Origin of the sequence: Actinoallomurus iriomotensis (assembly GCF_030269445.1) — a bacterium.
GTDB classification, from domain to species: domain Bacteria; phylum Actinomycetota; class Actinomycetes; order Streptosporangiales; family Streptosporangiaceae; genus Actinoallomurus; species Actinoallomurus iriomotensis.
Window position 1 is genome coordinate 25,669 of sequence record NZ_BSTJ01000001.1, and the last position, 16,754, is coordinate 42,422.

Sequence of the window (16,754 nt, forward strand, 5' to 3'; positions counted from 1 at the left end):
ATCCGTCCGTCCGCCTGGACGCTGAGCAGCATGACGGCATTACGTTCTGCTACAAGGACAGCGCCGGTCTTCGGAACACCGGCGCCGTCAACACCTGGACCTCGACGAACCTCGGTTCGGAGTCGGCGAACAAATTCAACCTCGTCACCGTTTGGTGCTAGGCCGGAGAGGTGAACGCGCAGGGCAGCCGTTTGTAGCCGTTGATGAAGCCCGACAGCAGACGGTCGGGCTCACCGGCGGCGTGGATGTCCGGGAGGCGGGTGAACAGCTCCTCCAGCATGATGGTGATCTCCCGGCGGGCCAGGTTCGCGCCGAGGCAGAAGTGCGGGCCCGGACCGCCGAACCCGACGTGGGGGTTGGGCGTACGGGTGATGTCGAACGTGTCCGGGTCCGGGAAGACCGCCTCGTCGCGGTTGGCCGCGTTGTAGAAGAGCAGCACCTTGTCGCCCGCGTGGTACGTGTGCCCGTTCATCTCGTGGTCGCGGGTCACGTTGCGGCGCATGAAGATGACCGGCGTGGCATAGCGGACGATCTCCTCCACCGCGCCGCCGATCCGCCCGTGGAAGTCCTCCAGGAGCAGCCTCCGCTGCTCGGGGAAGTCGGTGAACAGCTTCAGCGCGTGGCTCAGGGCCGTACGCGTCGTCTCGTTGCCGGCCACGACGAGGAGCAGGAAGAACGAGCCGAGCTCCCGCGTGGTCAGCCGCTCGCCGTCGACGTTGGCGTTGACGAGTGCCGAGGTCAGGTCGTCGGTCGGGTTCTTGATGCGCTCGCGGCCGAGGCGGGCCGCCAAGCGGTGGAGGTCGCGGGCGGCGCGCACGATGCGGAACAGGGCGCGGGCCATCGTGAACCGGTCGATCCGGTCCGGGTCGACCCCGGTGTACTCGGCGTCGGAGTTGCCGAGGATGACGTTGGTCCGGGCGATGACCCGGGCGTAGTCACGCTCGGGGATGCCGAGCATGTCGCAGATCACCTCGACCGGCAGGCGAACGGCGACCTTGGCCACGAAGTCTCCGGGCCCGGAGTCGATCAGCTCGTCGACGATGCGCGCGGCACGCCGGCGTACGTCGTCCTCGGTCTTGGCGAGCATCCTCGGGGTGAAGGCGCGGGAGACGATCCGGCGGATCTTGGCGTGCCGCGGATCGTCCATGTTGATGAGCGAACCGAAGTAGCGCCCCATGTACGCCGGGAGGTCCGGGATCGTGGTGGCGCTCGGCTCGCTGCTGAAGACGTCCTGGCGGCGGCTCGCCTCGCTCACGTCGGCGTGCCGTACGAGCGCCCAGTAGCCCTTGCCGGCGGGCACGAGCGGCACGGACATCTCGGGGAAGAACGCCGGATGCTCCCGCGCGCGCAACGCCGCGAAGGCGGCCATCCGCTCGTCGAGCGGGCGCGCCCAGAAGTCCAGGCCGGACAGGTCGAGATCTTCGAGTCCCGGGGGCGACTCGGTCGTCATGCGACACCACCCAAGTAAGCGACCAATTACAGTGAAGCACATCCGGCCCATGGGGAAAAGGCCGCGGGTCGCCCCCGGCGGGCAGGTGGATGCGGCGGCTACTTGGCGAACAGCTGTGACTCGTCGGCGAACGCCTTGAACTCCAGCGCGTTGCCCGCCGGATCGCGCAGGAACATCGTCCACTGCTCCCCCGGCTCGCCGGCGAACCGGACGTACGGCTCGATGACGAACTCCACGCCCGCGTCGCGCAGCCGCCCCGCCAGCGCGTGGAAGTCCTCCGGCGGCAGGATGAGGCCGAAGTGCGGCACCGGCACGTCATGCCCGTCGACCGGGTTGCTCCCCTCCGCGTCGGCCGTGACCGGCACCCGGTGGGTGACCACCTGGTGACCGTAGAAGTTCCAGTCCACCCACGCGTCCGACGAGCGCCCCTCGGGCAGGCCGAGCACGCCGCCGTAGAAGGCACGGGCGCGGCCGATGTCGTCCACCGGTATGGCCAGATGGAACCCAGGACGTACTACGGTCACGACTCCTCCTCAACCGTGGGTGTCGCGTCCGAGTCTTTCATCCCCCTTTGGCGGCTCGCGCGGCGGCGGCGAGGTCCGGCAGGGCGCTCTCCGGGACCAGCGACAGGTTGTACAGCGCGATGTCGGCCGCCCCCACTCCCCGCAGCGCTCGGACGTCGTCCGCCAGGCGGCCTCCGGTGCGGTCGGGGCTCCAGTTCAGCGACGCCAGCAGCGGCCGGTCGCCGGCCAGGGCCGCCAGCCCGCCGTACCGGGCGGCGAGCGCGTCGCCGGTCAGCGTGCCGCAGCCGAGGCCGACACGGTCGGCCGGCGCGAACGCGTCGGGGCCCGACCCCTGGAGCGCCGCCATGTCCGGGTCGTCGAAGATCAGCGGACGGACGGCCGCGTCATGCTCGTGCGCGGCGGCCGCCGTCGCCTCCATGACGCGCCGCACGCCGTGGGCGCGCACCGTCCGCAACGTCGGGGCGCCCTCGCCGGCGAGCGCGAGATCCCGAAGCTCCGCCGGGTCGTGGCCGAGCTCCTCCATCAGCCGTACGCAGGCGCCGCAGAAGCACTGCCCCGCCATCGCCCGTGCCATCCCGGTCAGGGGCGCCAGCTCCAGCGAGATGACGTACGACGGGTCCCACGCGGCGTACAGGGCGGACTCCAGCTCGACCACGTCCGGGGAGAACCGGGCGCAAACGTCGGCGACCAGCGCGGAGGCGTACTCGACCACGTCCGGGTGGCTCGGGCACAACGCGTGGATCGTGGGCGTGCCGTCGAGCGTGCGCGCGGCGAGCTCGGGGTGCGCGGCCACCACCGGGTCGTCGTGCAGCACGACCGTCCAGGCGTGGAAGGCCAGACCGTGCCGCGGCGCCTCCTCCCGCAGCTCGCGCAGCGCCGTGATCTCCTCCTCACCCGCGACCGTGAGCGGCCGCAGCCGTCCGTACCGATCCTCGGCAGGAGGGAAGTAGGTGATCCCGGGCGGTGAGTGCCGTACGAGGCCATGACGGGCGAACCAGCGCCGCGCCGGGTGGTAACGGACCGCCACCGCGATCGCGTCGGCGCCGAGCCCGGCGGCCAGCGCGCACAGCTCGGCCGGCCCGGTGAGCAGGGCGTCCTCGGGATAGCAGAAGACCTGTACGGTCACGGGCCCTCCTCCGTCGGAAAAGTGACCACGGTACTGTGCTTGCCGGTTCCCTCGCTTCGCTCGGTCACGTGCGCCTCCTCGCGTCCGCGGTTGTCCACAGCCGAATCGGCGGACTACCGCCCGACGCCCTCGGAATTGGACAATGGAAGTGGGGTGCCCCCCTGGGCGGGAGGGGGCTCCCTGCGGGAGGGCTCTTCCGTCAGGTGTTCGTCCGGCGTTCCGTGTCCGCCGGGCATGACTGAGCCGGCTCGGGCGGGGCGGTTCAGGCGTTCAGGTCTTGGCGACGGTCAGCAGGATGACGGAGTCCTCCAGGGCCTCCAGGCCGTGCCGTACGTCGGGGAGGATCAGCAGGTCTCCGGTCCGTGCGTCCCACGCGTCCCCGTCGGCGGTGAGGCGGACCCGGCCCTGCAGGACGTACAGCGTCGCGTCGCCCGGGCTCTCGTGCTCCGCCATCGACCGGCCCGCGGTGAAGGCGATGGCGGTCTGCCGCAGCGTCCGCTCGTGTCCGCCGAAGACGGTCTCCGAGCTGCGTCCCGTGGCGTCGGCGCCCGCCCGGGCCGCGAGTTCGCGCGCCAGAGCCTCCAGTGACATCTTCCTCTGCATTACGCCAGTCTTACAGTGCCGCCCCCGACGGCGGCCAGACCCCCGTGTCCCCGGCGCGGCGCAGGCCGTCGAGGAACAGCGCGACGTAGTGACGGCCGACGTCGCGGGGGCCCAGCGCGCCGTCCGGGTGCCACCAGGTGCTGATCTGGTGCACCGCGCCGAACAGGAAGTTGACCGCCAGGTCGGCCGACGCGTCCGTACGGAACGTCCCGTCCCGCCGGCCCTCCTCGACCAGGGCGCGGAACCGCTCGTGGTAGCGCCGCCGCTCCGCGCGTACGGCCCGGCGCTTGTCCTCCGGCAGCAGGTGCATGGAGCGGAAGAAGACGGTCAGCTCGTCCAGGTGGGCGCAGCTCGTCTCGATCACGTCGAGGACGGCGTCGCGCAGCCGCTCCTCCGGGGTGCCCGGACCGCCGGCGATCCGCTCCAGGCGTTCGGTCTGCAGCGCGAGCAGGCGGTGGTAGATCTCATACAGCAGATCGTCCTTTGCCGCGAAGTAGTGGTACATCGCGCCCTTGGTGACGCCCGCCGCCGCGACGATCTCCTGCACGGAGGTGTTCTCGTAGCCGTTCCCGGCGAACAGGCGGGTGGCCGCCTCGAGCAGCCGCTCCGGCAGCGGCCGCGCCCGCCCGGGAACCTCCGCCGTCCCCTGCGCCATCCGGGCCGCTCAGCGGTTCCGGTACGGGGCGAGTTCGCGGCGGGCGATGGAGCGCTTGTGCACCTCGTCGGGCCCGTCCGCCAGGTGCAGCGTGCGCATGCCGGCCCACAGCTCGGCCAGCGGGAAGTCCTGGGACACGCCGCCGCCGCCGTGGGCCTGGATGGCGCGGTCGATGACCCAGCTCGCCATCTCCGGCACCGCCGCCTTGATCGCCGAGATCTCCACGCGCGCGCCCTTGTTGCCGACGGTGTCCATCAGCCACGCGGTCTTGAACACCAGCAGCCGGGCCTGCTCGATGCGGATGCGCGACTCGGCGATCCAGTCCTGGACGACGCCGTGGTCGGCGATCGGGGCGCCGAAGGCGACGCGGGAGGTGACCCGCTCGCACATCAGCTCCAGCGCCCGCTCGGCCATGCCGATGGCGCGCATGCAGTGGTGGATGCGGCCGGGGCCGAGGCGTTCCTGGGCGATGCGGAAGCCCTCACCCTCGCCGAGCAGGATGTTGTCCGCCGGCACGCGCACGTTCTCGAAGCCGACCTCGGCGTGCCCGCCGTGGGTGCCGTCGTCGTAGCCGAAGACCGACAGCCCCCGCTCGACCGTGACGCCGGGGGTGTCCTTGGGCACCAGCACCATGCTCTGCCGCCGGTACGCGGGCCCGTCCGGGTCGGTGACGCCCATCACGATGAAGATCTCGCACTCGGGGCTGAGCGCGCCCGAGGACCACCACTTGCGCCCGTTGAGCACGTACTCGTCGCCGTCGCGTTCGATGCGCAGCGCGATGTTGGAGGCGTCGGAGGAGGCCACCGCCGGCTCGGTCATGCAGAACGCCGAGCGGATCGCCCCGTCCAGCAGCGGCTCCAGCCACCGCTGCCGCTGCTCCTGGGTGCCGAACATGGCGAGGATCTCCATGTTGCCGGTGTCGGGCGCGGCGCAGTTGAGGGCGACCGGCGCGATCTTCGGCGACCGTCCCATGATCTCGGCGAGCGGCGCGTACTGCAGGTTCGTCAGCCCGGCGCCGTACGGCTCGTGCGGCATGAACAGGTTCCACAGGCCGCGCTTGCGCGCCTCGGCCTTGAGATCCTCGATGACCGGCGGCGTCGACCACGGGTCGGTCCGCTCGGCCGCCTGGGCGGCGTAGACCGGCTCGGCCGGGTAGACGTGGGCGTCCATGAACTCCAGCAGCCGGTCCCGGTAGTCGCCGGTCGTCGCGTCGAACCCGAAGTCCATGCCGTTCCTCTCCACCGCGGATGCCGTGCATACCGACCAGTCGGTATGGCGTCACCGTAGGTCCGTACGCCGGAGCACGTCAACGGACACCTTCGTCCGGTTCGCGCGACCGCTCCCTCACCGTCCTGGCCGTCGCCCGCCGTTCGGCCGGGCCGGACAGCCAGGTCAGAATGGCCGCCGCCAGGACGAAGACGGCCGCGATGACCGGAAGCGCCGCGGCTCCGCCGGACTTCAGGCCGACCGCGCCGATCAGGCCGGACAGCGAGATCGCCAGGTACAGCACCGCCGCGTTGAGGGAGACCGCCAGCGGCCCGGTCCCGGCGGGCGAGAGCGCGATGGTCCGGTGCTGCTGCGGAGCGGTGACCGACCAGGAGGCGAACCCGGACAGCGCGACCACCGGCACCGCCGCGGTGAACACCCCGCTGATCAGCGGCATGACCAGGAACACCACCACCAGCGAGAGGGTGGCGGTGATCACCACCCGGCGCGGCCCGTACCGGTCGGCGAGCCTGCCCGCGACCAGGTTGCCCGCCGTGCCGGTCACGCCGAAGGCGAACAGCAGGAGCGCCACCCGGTCGCCGTGACCGGCCGGCGCCGGAGCGAACACGGCGCCGATGTAGGTGTAGGGCAGGTAGATGCCGATGAAGGCCAGCAGTGTGCCGGCCAGCACCCGGACCACCCCGGCATCGGCCAGCGGTGCGAATCTCTGCCGCAGGCCGGCCGCGCCGGCGAGCCGGATGTGCGGCAGGCGCAGCGCGATGATCGGCGTCACCACGACGGTCAGGGCGGTGACGAACCACACGGTGGCCCGCCAGCCCCAGGCGTCACCGATGGCGGTGCCCAGCGGGGCGCCCACCACCAGCGAGGAGGTCAGACCCACGGTGACAACGGCGATAGCCTGACCGCGCCGCCGCTCACCGGCGACGGTCGCGGCGGTGGCCCCGGCGTTGGGCGTGAACATGGCCGCGCCCGCGGCGGCGACGACCCGGGCGGCCAGGACCAGCGGGTAGCCGGGCGCCAGCGCCGTCGCCACGTTGCCGGCCGCGAACACCAGCAGTGCCGTGACCAGGCCGGTACGCCGGGACCAGCCGCCGGTCAGCGCGGCGAGCACCGGCGAGAGCACCGCGTACGCGATGGAGAACACGCTGACCAGCTGGCCCGCCGCCGCGACGCTGACGGACAGCGAACGGCTGATGTCGGGGAGCAGGCCGGCGATGACGAAGGCGTCGGTGCCGACCACGAAGGCGCCGACGGCCAGCACGCTCACGTGGGGCAGCCAGCGATCGCCGGTCACCGAGTCCGTCATGGGAACTCCCCGCTGTCAGCTGGTCCTTCCTCCACGGCAGCGGCCAGTCAACCCGTCGCGGGCGCGGACCTGAAGGACCGATCGGATCACCGTTGATACCTTGCGGATATGAATGATCTGGAGGTGCGGCAACTCCGATACTTCGTGGCCGTCGCCGAGGAGCTGCACTTCGGCCGGGCGGCGGCCCGGCTGGGCATGGCACAGCCGCCGCTGTCCCGGTCGATACGAGAACTGGAGCGCCGGCTGGGCGTGACGCTGTTCGAGCGGACGACACGTCAGGTCACGCTCACGGCGGCCGGAGAGGTCCTCTTGCGGGACGCCCGGGACGTGCTGGCGGCGATCGCTGCGGCCGCCCGCCGCGCGAGGCACGCCGGCCGGCCCGCACCACGGCTGCGGCTCGCGCTCAAGGCCGACCATGACGGCGGGCTGCTGCCGCGGATCCTCGCCGCGTACCGGCGGGAGGAGGCCGCGCCACCGGTCGAGCTGCTGCTGGGCGGACGGGGAGAACAGGACCAGGCGCTGCGCGACGGCCGGGCGGACGTCGCGTTGCTCGCCGTTCCCTGCGACGAGCGCGGCCTCGACGTCGAACCGCTCCTGACCGAGCCCCGCCTGGTCGCCCTGTCGGCGGCCGATCCGCTGGCCGCCCGATCATCGCTGCGGCTGGCCGACCTCGCCGGGCGGACGCGTCCCGACGGGTCCCCGGCGGACCGGGACGACCTCGGACCGCCCGTCGGCAGCGGCGAGCGGCCACCGAAGACCGACCGTGAGCCCGCGGTCGTGACTCACCGGGCGGCCTCCGACCTGACCCAGATCTTCAAGCTGATCGAGCTCGGTGACACCGTGGCCTTCCTGCCCGCCTGCGTGACACGCCGCTACCCGCGACCCGGCATCGTCTACCGCCCCGCCGACGACCTCCTGCCGGTCACGCTCGCCGTGGCCTGGCCGCAGAACTCACACTCACCGGCCGTCGCCGCCTTCGTGCGAGCGGCCACGGCCGTCGCGGCGTCCGACGAGCAGGACACGACGATGCCACCGGAAGCGGTTACGCGGTCGTCCGGGTGACCGGTCCCGGCCGGGTCAGGCGCGGATCGAGCTCTCCCTCACCTTGAGCTCGGCGTTCAGGGTGATGTGGCGTTCGGGGAACGGCTCACCGCTCACCCGCCTGAGCAGGAGCTCCGTCGCCTGACGGCCGATCTCGTACGTCGGCTGGCTCACCGCCGTGATCTGCGAGCGCAGGCTCAGCGCCGGCATCATGTCGTCGAAGCCGACCAGGGCGATGTCGTCCGGGAAGCGCACCCCCGCCGTGTCGAGCGCGTCCACGGCGCCGATCGTCATCAGGTTGTTGGACACGAACAGGCCGTCCGGGCGGTCGGGCAGTGCGAGCAGCCGCTCGGTCGCCTCCCGGCCTCCGTCGATGCGGAACTCACCGCTCACCACGAGCTCGCGCGCCGACGGCAGGCCCGCCGCCCGCAGGCCCGCGCGGTAGCCGGCCAGGCGGCCAGCGCCGGTGGTGGTGCCGAGACGGCCGGCGATGAAGCCGATCCGGCGGCAGCCCTGCTCGACGAGGTGGAGCGTCGCCTCCTTGGCGGCCCGGTGGTTGTCGACCATCACCCAGTCGACGTCGGCGCTCTTGAGCCGCCGGTCGATGGTGACCACCGGGATGCCGCGCTCGGCCAGCACGTCGATGGAGGTCTCGGTGGCCGAGGCGGGCGACAGCAGCACGCCCGCCATCTGCTCGGCGGCGGCCACCTCGAGGTAGCGCTGCTCCTTGCGCAGGTCCTCGTCGGCGTTGGCCAGCACCACGGAGTAGCCGGCCGCGCTGGCGACGTCCTCCACGCCCCGGACCATCGCGGTGAAGAACGGGTTGGTGATGTCGGAGATGATCACGCCGAGCACCGTCGTCGCCCGGGTGCGCAGGCTGCGGGCCTGGCTGTTCGGGCGGTAACCGAGGTCGCGTACGGCGGCGAGCACGCGCTCCTTGAGATCGGGTGACACCGTCTCGGAGGTGTTGAGCACGCGCGACACCGTGGCGGGCGACACGCCCGCCGTCCGCGCGACCTCACGGATCGTCACCTGCGCCATGATGCCGCCCCCCTCTTCGCCATCCGGAACATTGTCCACGGTCACCTGAGTGCCGGGGGTTGACAGCTCCGGAAGCCACGATCTACGTTCCGAGAAATCGATTTCAGAAATCGATTTCTCGACGACTGTACCCCACCCCCGGCGCCGGGTCGGAGAAGGCGGCCGGGACGTCCAACCGGAGGTCACGCGTGGCGCGAATCGGTCTACTCAGCATGTCGGACGGGCGTGACTTCGTCGCGCGCGACGTCGCCGGCCATGTGAGCGAGTCGACACGGACCCTGGCCGAGTTGCTGCGGGCGCACGGGCACGAGGTGATCACCGCCCGCGACGTCATCTGGACCAACGAACTCGCCACCACCGAGGCGCGGTGGGTGGCCGGACAGCGACCCGACCTGACCATCTTCAACTACCCGGTGTGGGCGTTCCCGCACTTCACCATGCTCGCCGCGGACGCCACCCCCGGTCCGCTGCTGCTCGTCGGCAACATCGACCCGCAGTACCCCGGCATGGTCGGCATGCTGGCCGGCGGCGGCGCGCTCGACCAGGCCGGCCGCGTCCACTCCCGCGTGTGGGGCGACCCGGAGGCCATCACCGACCGGATCCTCACCAGCGTCCGGGCCGCGACGGCGGTGACCGGCCTGCGCGGCTCGACGTTCGGCCGGATCGGCGGCCGGCCGATGGGCATGTACACCGCGACCGCCAACACCGACCAGTGGATGCGCCAGTTCGGCGTCGACGTCGAGGAGATCGACCAGTGGGAGGTCGTCCGCCGCGCCGAGAACGCCGACGCCTCCCGCGTCACGGCCGGGCGTGACTGGCTGGAGAAGCACGGCAACGTCCACTACGACGGCAAGCAGCTGACCCCCGAGCTGCTCGAACGCCAGATCCGCTCCTACTACGCCGTGCGCGAGCTGATCGACGAGTGGAACCTGGACTTCTCCGGCATCAAGGGCCAGCCCGAGCTGACCACCCACTTCACCACCATGGACGTCACCGAGGCGTTCCTGAACGACCCGTACGACTGGGAGGGCCCGAAAGAGACCCACGTCACCGCGACCGAGGCCGACATGGACGGCGCGCTGACGATGCAGATCCTCAAGCTCCTGTCCGGCGACCCGGTGCTGTTCGCCGACGTGCGCCACTACCACGCCGACAAGGACGTGTGGGACCTGTGCAACTCGGGTCAGCACGCGACCTGGTACGCCGCGCGCTCGGCCGACCCGGCGGAGAACCTCGCGAAGGTCCACTTCCACCCGGAGGTGTTCTACTTCCCGGCCGGCGGCGCCTCCGTGCAGCACCTCGCCGCGCCCGGCGAGATGACGTTCGCCCGGCTCACCCGCTACGACGGGCGGTACCGGATGCACGTCATGCGCGGCGCCTTCGAGCAGTACGACGACGCGACGAACGAGGCGATGATGCGCCAGTCGACGTACGAGTGGCCGCACGCGTTCGCCCGATTGCGCGTGGACAGCGAGGAGTTCCTGTCCCGGTTCGGCGCCAACCACATCCACGCGGTCCCCGGCGAGTACGTCGCGGAGCTGCGTGCCGTCTGCGAACTGCTGGCCATCGACTTCGACGGGTTCGGTGAACTTCGATGAGACCTCGCCTGAGACGCCTCGCCGTCCTCCTCCTCGCCGCCGGCACGCTGACCGGCGTCACGACCCACGCCCAGGCGGCCCCCGTGAGCGCCAAGGGCCCGGTCGGCTGGGACCTCTACCGCCACCCCGACCGTCTCGCCCGCCTGACCACCGGCGTGCAGACCAAGCAGTTCTCCAGCTTCGACCGCACCGGCGGCAACAACGACGGCTTCAACGGGACGTACTCCTGCCTGCGCACCACCGCGGACGGCTGCGTCATCGCCGAGCACGACGGCGCCGGCGAGGTGGACGCGATCTGGTTCACCCGCGACGAGGGCGACGTGCGCGCCACCGGGAACATCACCATCACCCTCGACGGCCGTGACGTGGTGCACGCGTCGCTCCAGGACCTGGTCGACGGCAAGGTCGGCGCGCCGTTCGTGAACCCGCTCGTCGCCAACGCGGACCAGACCTCCGGCGGCGTGTACGTCGAGGTGCCGATGCCGTTCCGGCACTCGATGCGGATCACCACCGACAAGAACCCGATCTTCTACCACGTCACCTACCGGACCTTCGCCGACGACGCCGGCGTGCGGACCTTCGATCCGTCCGACCACGCCACGGACGTCATCGCCAAGCTGAAGGCCGCCGGCACCCGGGACCCCAAGGCACCGCTGCCCGGCGCCCGTACGCGGAAGTCGGCGCTGCGCCTCGCTCCCGGCGCGACCACGACGCTGGCGCGCGCGACCGGCGCCGGCGAGCTGTCCGCCCTGCGGCTCACGCTGCCGCAGGCCGAACCGGTCTCGGCTCACAGCAGCGTCGAGGACGACGGCCGCGCGTTCGGGGCGAACGGCTCCAGCACCTTCACCGTCAAGGTCGACCCGGCCAACACGGGCGTGCGGCTGACCCGCCGCTACGACCCGGGGATCGGCCACCAGCGCGCCTCGATCACGGTCGACGGCCAGGACGCGGGCCAGTGGGGGCCGACGGAACCGAAGGGCATCGGGGAGTGGGCCGAGGATTCGGTCGAGCTCCCGGCGAGCCTGACCGCCGGGAAGTCCAGGCTCACCATCAAGAACACCTTCATCTCCTCCGACTTCGACTTCAACGAGTTCACCTACTGGGCCGACAGCCACGTCGGCGGCTCGCTGACCCGCACCGACACGGTCGACGTGGGCGACACCGCCGACGAGGCCGCCCACGGGTACGCCATCACCGGCCAGACCTGGCAGGGCGACCGCGTGTACGCCTACCCGCTGAGCGACGACCAGCTGGCCAGGCTGCACACCGCGCAGCAGCTCCTGCAGGGCCTGCGGGTGCGGATCACCTTCGACGGGAAACGGACCGTCGACTCGCCGCTCGGGGAGTTCTTCGGCTCCGGCTTCGCGGTCGCGCCGGTACGGTCCCTGTTCACCGGCATCGACCCGGCCGCGCACTCCTACGCCGCCTGGTGGCCGATGCCGTACCGGCACGACGCGACGGTCGAGCTGTACAACGGCTCGCCGCTGGCGGTGACCGCCGGGGACGCCGAGGTCACCTCCGGACACCACGTCATGACCGGTGAGGGCTACTTCCGCACGCAGTCGCGGTCCGGTGCCACCGAGAACGGCAAGGACTGGACGTACCTGCAGGCCACCGGCCAGGGCAAGTTCGTCGGCGTCGTCTCCTCGATGCGGGGCCCGGCGTCGCGGGCGTTCCTGGAGGGCGACGAGCGCGTCTACACCGACGGCTCGCGCAGCCCGCAGATCCACGGGACCGGCACCGAGGACTTCTACCAGAGCGGCTGGTACTTCAACCGCGACACCTACACCGAGCCGTTCAACGGCGACCCGGCGCACCTGACCTCCACGACCGGCTGCGCCGCCGGCTCCGACTGCACCGGGGCGTACCGATTCATGATCAACGAGGCGGTGCCGTTCGGCTCGGCGATCACGTTCGGCATCGAGCACGGGCCCGGCGACGACGTGGCGGCGAACTACTCCACGACCGCCTTCTGGTACGGCCAGGACTCCGACGCGTCCCGCCGTACGGACACGCTGACCCTCGGCGACGCGGCGAGCGAGAAAGCGCACGGCTACACCGGGACCGCCCCGGTGACCAGCCTGAGCTCGAACTTCGAGGGCACGAACACCGCGCTCACCGCGAACGTACGGCCCGCGACGGCACCGGTCACGTTCCGGCTCGCCGTCGACCCGGCCAACCGGGGCGTGACGCTCCTGCGGACGAGCGACCAGAACACCCCGTACCAGCACGCGAAGGTGAGCGTGAACGGGCACGCGCTGCCGGACTGGCTCCAGCCGCTCGGCAACACCACCCACCGCTGGCTGGACGACACCTACCAGGTGCCCGCGAGCGTCACCGCCGGCCGGCGCTCGATCACCGTCACCCTGACGCCGGACGGCCCGCCGTGGCCGGCCGCGTCCTACCAGGCGTGGAGCAACCGGTGACCCAGCCGGTGACAAGGGAAGTCGTGCTCCGGATGCGGGGCATCGGCAAGAGCTTCCCCGGCGTGCGGGCGCTGTCCGGCGTCGACCTGACGGTGCACGCCGGGGAGGTGGCCGCCCTGCTCGGCGAGAACGGGGCGGGCAAGTCGACGCTGATGAACGTCCTGGCCGGCGTGCACGGCGACTACGACGGCGTCATCGAGGTGGGCGGGGACGAGGCGGCGATCCACTCCCCCAAGGACGCGGCGCGGCACGGGATCGCCATGATCCACCAGGAGCTCAACCTCGTGCCCGACCTGTCCATCGCGGACAACATCTTCCTCGGCCGGGAACCCCGCACCCGGTGGGGCACCCGCGACCGGTCCGCGGCGCACGCCCGTACCGCGGAGCTGCTGGCCGGCCTCGGCCTGCGGCTGTCCCCGCGCCGCCTGGTCCGCAGCTGCCGCATCGCCGAGCAGCAGCTCATCGAGGTGGCCAAGGCGCTCAGCAACAACGTGCGGATCCTCGTCATGGACGAGCCGACGTCCGCGCTGGCCGACGCCGAGGTACAGCGGCTGTTCGAGGTGATCCGCGACCTGACCGGCCGTGGTGTGGCCGTCATCTACATCTCCCACCGGCTGGAGGAGCTGGAGGAGATCGCCGACTCGGTGACCGTGCTGCGCGACGGCGCGTACATCGGGCGGCGTGACATGGCGGGCACGACGCGGGCCGAGCTGATCCAGATGATGGTCGGCCGTCCGCTGGGCGACCTGTTCCCCCGCGAGAGCGGGGAGCACGGTGGCGGCGACGTGCGGCTGCGGGTCGAGGGCCTGTCGTTGCGGGCCGAGGCGGGCCGGACCGCGCTGCACGACGTCGACCTGACCGTACGCGCCGGGGAGATCGTCGGGCTGGCCGGCCTCATGGGCGCGGGCCGCACCGAGGTGCTGGAGACGCTGTACGGCGCCCACCGGCCCTCGGCCGGGCGGATCGAGCTGGACGGCAGACCGTACCGGCCGCGTTCACCGCGGTACGCGATCCGGCGCGGTCTGGCGCTGGTCGCCGAGGACCGCAAGGCGCAGAGCCTCGTGCTCGGCAACACCGTCGCGTTCAACGCGAGCCTGGCGGCGCTCGGCCGCTACACCCGGCTGTTCGTGGACCGGCGGCGGGAGCGCGCCGCGGTGGCCGGGCAGGTTCGCGACCTGCGGGTGAAGACACCAGGCCTGAACGCGACGGTGCGCAATCTCTCGGGTGGCAACCAGCAGAAGGTGGTGCTGGCCAAGTGCCTGCTCACCGAGCCGGCGCTGCTGCTCATGGACGAGCCGACGCGCGGCATCGACGTGGGCGCCAAGGCGGAGATCCACGCGCTGATGAGCCGGCTCGCCGCGAACGGGACCGCCCTGCTGGTGGTCTCCTCCGAACTTCCCGAGCTCATCGCCATGTGCGACCGGATCCTCGTGCTCTGCGAGGGGCGCCTCACCGGAGAGTTCCACCGTGACCCGGCCCACGGCCCGCCGGCGAACCAGGAGGACATCCTGGCCGCCGCGATGGCGCGCCAGGCCGTACTCGACCAGGAGACAGCTGATGCCTGACCAGACCGCGACCGAAGAGGAGACCGTGGCCGCGGAGACCGGCGGGTCGCCGCCGCGGTTGCGGACCCGGATGCGGCGGCTGCTGCCGGTGCTCGGCTCGCTGCAGGGCTACATCGGCCTGATCCTCGTGATCGTGCTGGGGCTCGCCACGAAGGGCGAGGTGTTCTGGAACCAGACCAACCTCACCAACGCGGTCGGCGCGTTCGCCTCCCGCGGCATCCTCGCGGTGGGCGTGACCCTGGTGATCCTCACCGGCGGCATCGACCTGTCGGTCGGATCCATCCTCGGCATCGGCTCGATGGTCTCGGCCATGATGCTCGTCCACCACAACATGACGCCCTGGGAGATCGTGCCGATCTGCATGCTCGTCGGGGCGTTCTTCGGGCTGTGCAACGGCGTCGGCACGACGTGGCTGCGGATCCAGTCGTTCGTGATGACGCTCGCGATGCTGTCGGTGGTGCGCGGGCTCGACCGGCAGTACTCCAACAACGTCAGCGTCGGCACGCAGGTGGTCAACGACCAGGGCCACCTGACGCCGCACTCGGCGCAGTTCCAGGATTTGGGCACGCCGGGGCACAACGTGCTGACCGGCGTCCTCGGCCAGGGCGTCTACTACCCGGTGCTCGCCCTGGTCGTCGTCTGCGTCGTGTTCCAGCTGATCCTGTCCAAGACGCGGTTCGGCCGTCACGTGTACGCGGTCGGCGGCAACGCGACGGCCGCCCGCCTCTCCGGGGTCAACGTCACCGCGGTGACGATCACCGTGTTCGTGCTGTCCGGGCTGCTCGCCGGGTTCGCGGGACCGATCGACGCGGCCTACAGCGCCTCGGCCGACCCGCTCGCCGGCACCTCGTACGAACTGGACGCCATCGCGGCGGCCGTCATCGGGGGTACGAGCCTGGCCGGCGGCCGGGGCACGATCGTCGGCACGTTCGTCGGCGCGCTGATCCTCACGCTGCTGGACAACGTGCTGGGACTCAACGCGGTCAGCGACAACTGGCAGCTCGTCATCAAGGGCCTGATCGTCGTCGCGGCGGTCGTCCTCCAGCGGCCCGGCTTCTTCGCCGCCGCTCTCACACCGGTCAGACGCCTGATCGGTTCTTCACCCCGAGAAGGAGACGAAAAGTGAAATCTTTGATTCGCCCGCTCGTGGCGGTCGTGGCGGTGGTGACACTCGCCGCGGGCTGCGCGTCGAAGGCGCCGTCGGCCTCGGGCGGCTCCGGTGCCGGCGGCAAGAAGCAGTTCGTCGTCGGCTACTCCCAGTCCAACAACGCCGAGCCGTACCGCGCGCAGCTCAACCTGCAGCTCGAGTACTTCATGAAGCAGCACCCCGACATGAAGCTGCTGCCGATCGCCGACGCGCACCAGTCGAGCGCGACGCAGGTCAGCCAGGTGCAGAACTTCATTCAGCAGAAGGTGGACGTGCTGATCGTCTCGCCGAACGAGCCGGCCCCGCTCACCGCGGCGGTGCAGCAGGCGTGCCAGGCGAAGATCCCGGTCATCATCCTGGACCGCAGCGTCAACACCGACTGCTACACCTCCTTCATCGGCGGCGACAACTACGAGATCGGCAAGCTGGCCGGACAGGAGGCCGTCAAGCAGCTGCCGAACGGCGGCAACGTGGTCGAGCTGCGCGGCATCATGTCCGACCAGCCGCAGATCGACCGGGACAAGGGCTTCCGCGACGCCGTCAAGGCCAACCCGAAGATCAAGATCGTCGCGGACCGCGAGGCGAAGTGGCTCAAGGACTCCGCGGTGCCGATCATGCAGCAGTGGCTGAGCAAGTACCCCAAGATCGACCTGGTGTACGGACACAACGACCCGATGACGCTCGGCGCGTACCTGGCCGCCAAGGCGCAGCACCGGGAGAGCCAGATCAAGTTCATCGGCATCGACGGCCTGGCGATCCCCGACGGCGGCATCCGCGCGGTCCAGCTCGGCGAGCTGACCAGCACGTTCGTCTACCCGACGTGCGCGAAGGAGGCCGCCGACACCGCGTACGCCATCGCGCACGGCCAGCAGGTGGGCAAGAAGCAGGTGCTGCACACCACCCAGGTGACCAAGGAGAACGCGGCACAGCTCTACAAGCAGTACGACATGTCCGGGAAAATCAGCGGCTGACGCGTGAGGATCGGGGGCCTGTCTCAAAGTCCTCGTCCGCCGCGCAGTAGGACAGCGGGGCTTCGAGACAGGCC

The 16,754-nt window shown here is 71.2% G+C and carries 14 protein-coding genes; 6 read left to right on the plus strand and 8 right to left on the minus strand.

The window, feature by feature from the left end; translation table 11 throughout:
* Positions 1-157: 157 nt before the first annotated feature.
* From QSK37_RS00130 to QSK37_RS00160, 7 genes are all read right to left on the minus strand, one after another.
* The gene (locus QSK37_RS00130; protein WP_285616683.1) at positions 158-1,450 is read right to left on the minus strand and encodes a cytochrome P450; all 1,293 of its coding nucleotides are present in this window, start codon (positions 1,448-1,450) and stop codon (positions 158-160) included.
* Positions 1,451-1,548: 98 nt separating this feature from the next.
* Positions 1,549-1,974, minus strand: coding sequence for a VOC family protein (locus QSK37_RS00135; RefSeq protein ID WP_285566281.1), 426 nt, complete (start codon positions 1,972-1,974; stop codon positions 1,549-1,551).
* 37 nt (positions 1,975-2,011) lie between these two features.
* Positions 2,012-3,100 carry a hypothetical protein gene (locus QSK37_RS00140; protein WP_285616684.1) on the minus strand — a complete coding sequence of 363 codons (1,089 nt, stop codon included), beginning with the start codon at positions 3,098-3,100 and terminating at the stop codon, positions 2,012-2,014.
* Between the two features lie 270 nt (positions 3,101-3,370).
* A complete protein-coding gene (locus QSK37_RS00145) occupies positions 3,371-3,703 on the minus strand; it encodes a cupin domain-containing protein (protein ID WP_285616685.1) in 333 nt (110 codons plus the stop codon).
* 10 nt (positions 3,704-3,713) lie between these two features.
* Positions 3,714-4,358, minus strand: coding sequence for a TetR/AcrR family transcriptional regulator (locus QSK37_RS00150; protein ID WP_285616687.1), 645 nt, complete (start codon positions 4,356-4,358; stop codon positions 3,714-3,716).
* A 9-nt stretch (positions 4,359-4,367) separates the two neighbouring features.
* Positions 4,368-5,585 (minus strand): acyl-CoA dehydrogenase family protein, encoded by a 1,218-nt coding sequence (locus QSK37_RS00155; protein ID WP_285616689.1) that lies wholly within the window; start codon positions 5,583-5,585, stop codon positions 4,368-4,370.
* A 79-nt stretch (positions 5,586-5,664) separates the two neighbouring features.
* Positions 5,665-6,891 (minus strand): MFS transporter, encoded by a 1,227-nt coding sequence (locus tag QSK37_RS00160; RefSeq protein ID WP_285616690.1) that lies wholly within the window; start codon positions 6,889-6,891, stop codon positions 5,665-5,667.
* 108 nt (positions 6,892-6,999) lie between these two features.
* Between QSK37_RS00160 and QSK37_RS00165 the strand changes: the two genes are divergently transcribed.
* The gene (locus QSK37_RS00165) at positions 7,000-7,953 is read left to right on the plus strand and encodes a LysR family transcriptional regulator (protein WP_285616691.1); all 954 of its coding nucleotides are present in this window, start codon (positions 7,000-7,002) and stop codon (positions 7,951-7,953) included.
* A gap of 15 nt (positions 7,954-7,968) precedes the next feature.
* On the opposite strand, the gene QSK37_RS00170 is transcribed toward QSK37_RS00165, so the two are convergent.
* Positions 7,969-8,964: a LacI family DNA-binding transcriptional regulator gene (locus tag QSK37_RS00170; RefSeq protein WP_285616693.1), complete on the minus strand. Its 996-nt coding sequence runs from the start codon at positions 8,962-8,964 to the stop codon at positions 7,969-7,971.
* Between the two features lie 197 nt (positions 8,965-9,161).
* On the opposite strand from QSK37_RS00170, the gene QSK37_RS00175 reads away from it, so the two are divergent.
* From QSK37_RS00175 to QSK37_RS00195, 5 genes are read left to right on the plus strand one after another with little or no spacing between them, the layout of a single operon-like run.
* Complete coding sequence (locus QSK37_RS00175) at positions 9,162-10,571, plus strand: L-fucose/L-arabinose isomerase family protein (RefSeq protein ID WP_285616694.1); 1,410 nt, start codon at positions 9,162-9,164, stop codon at positions 10,569-10,571.
* On the plus strand, positions 10,568-12,997 hold the full coding sequence (locus tag QSK37_RS00180; RefSeq protein WP_285616695.1) for a glycoside hydrolase family 172 protein: 2,430 nt from the start codon (positions 10,568-10,570) through the stop codon (positions 12,995-12,997). Before QSK37_RS00175 ends, QSK37_RS00180 begins: the two co-directional genes overlap by 4 nt.
* A complete protein-coding gene (locus tag QSK37_RS00185; protein ID WP_285616696.1) occupies positions 12,994-14,562 on the plus strand; it encodes a sugar ABC transporter ATP-binding protein in 1,569 nt (522 codons plus the stop codon). Before QSK37_RS00180 ends, QSK37_RS00185 begins: the two co-directional genes overlap by 4 nt.
* The gene (locus QSK37_RS00190; protein WP_285616697.1) at positions 14,555-15,688 is read left to right on the plus strand and encodes an ABC transporter permease; all 1,134 of its coding nucleotides are present in this window, start codon (positions 14,555-14,557) and stop codon (positions 15,686-15,688) included. The genes QSK37_RS00185 and QSK37_RS00190 overlap by 8 nt, the downstream gene beginning before the upstream one ends.
* Positions 15,685-16,680 (plus strand): substrate-binding domain-containing protein, encoded by a 996-nt coding sequence (locus QSK37_RS00195; protein ID WP_285616698.1) that lies wholly within the window; start codon positions 15,685-15,687, stop codon positions 16,678-16,680. Before QSK37_RS00190 ends, QSK37_RS00195 begins: the two co-directional genes overlap by 4 nt.
* Positions 16,681-16,754 lie beyond the last annotated feature (74 nt).

Coding starts and splice junctions, on each gene's coding strand:
- QSK37_RS00145 (WP_285616685.1), bottom strand. CDS start 3,703: ATGCAGAGGAAGATGTCACTGGAGGCTCTGGCGCGCGAACTCGCGGCC.
- QSK37_RS00180 (WP_285616695.1), top strand. CDS start 10,568: ATGAGACCTCGCCTGAGACGCCTCGCCGTCCTCCTCCTCGCCGCCGGC.
- QSK37_RS00150 (WP_285616687.1), bottom strand. CDS start 4,358: ATGGCGCAGGGGACGGCGGAGGTTCCCGGGCGGGCGCGGCCGCTGCCG.
- QSK37_RS00165 (WP_285616691.1), top strand. CDS start 7,000: ATGAATGATCTGGAGGTGCGGCAACTCCGATACTTCGTGGCCGTCGCC.
- QSK37_RS00155 (WP_285616689.1), bottom strand. CDS start 5,585: ATGGACTTCGGGTTCGACGCGACGACCGGCGACTACCGGGACCGGCTG.
- QSK37_RS00130 (WP_285616683.1), bottom strand. CDS start 1,450: ATGACGACCGAGTCGCCCCCGGGACTCGAAGATCTCGACCTGTCCGGC.
- QSK37_RS00190 (WP_285616697.1), top strand. CDS start 14,555: ATGCCTGACCAGACCGCGACCGAAGAGGAGACCGTGGCCGCGGAGACC.
- QSK37_RS00160 (WP_285616690.1), bottom strand. CDS start 6,891: ATGACGGACTCGGTGACCGGCGATCGCTGGCTGCCCCACGTGAGCGTG.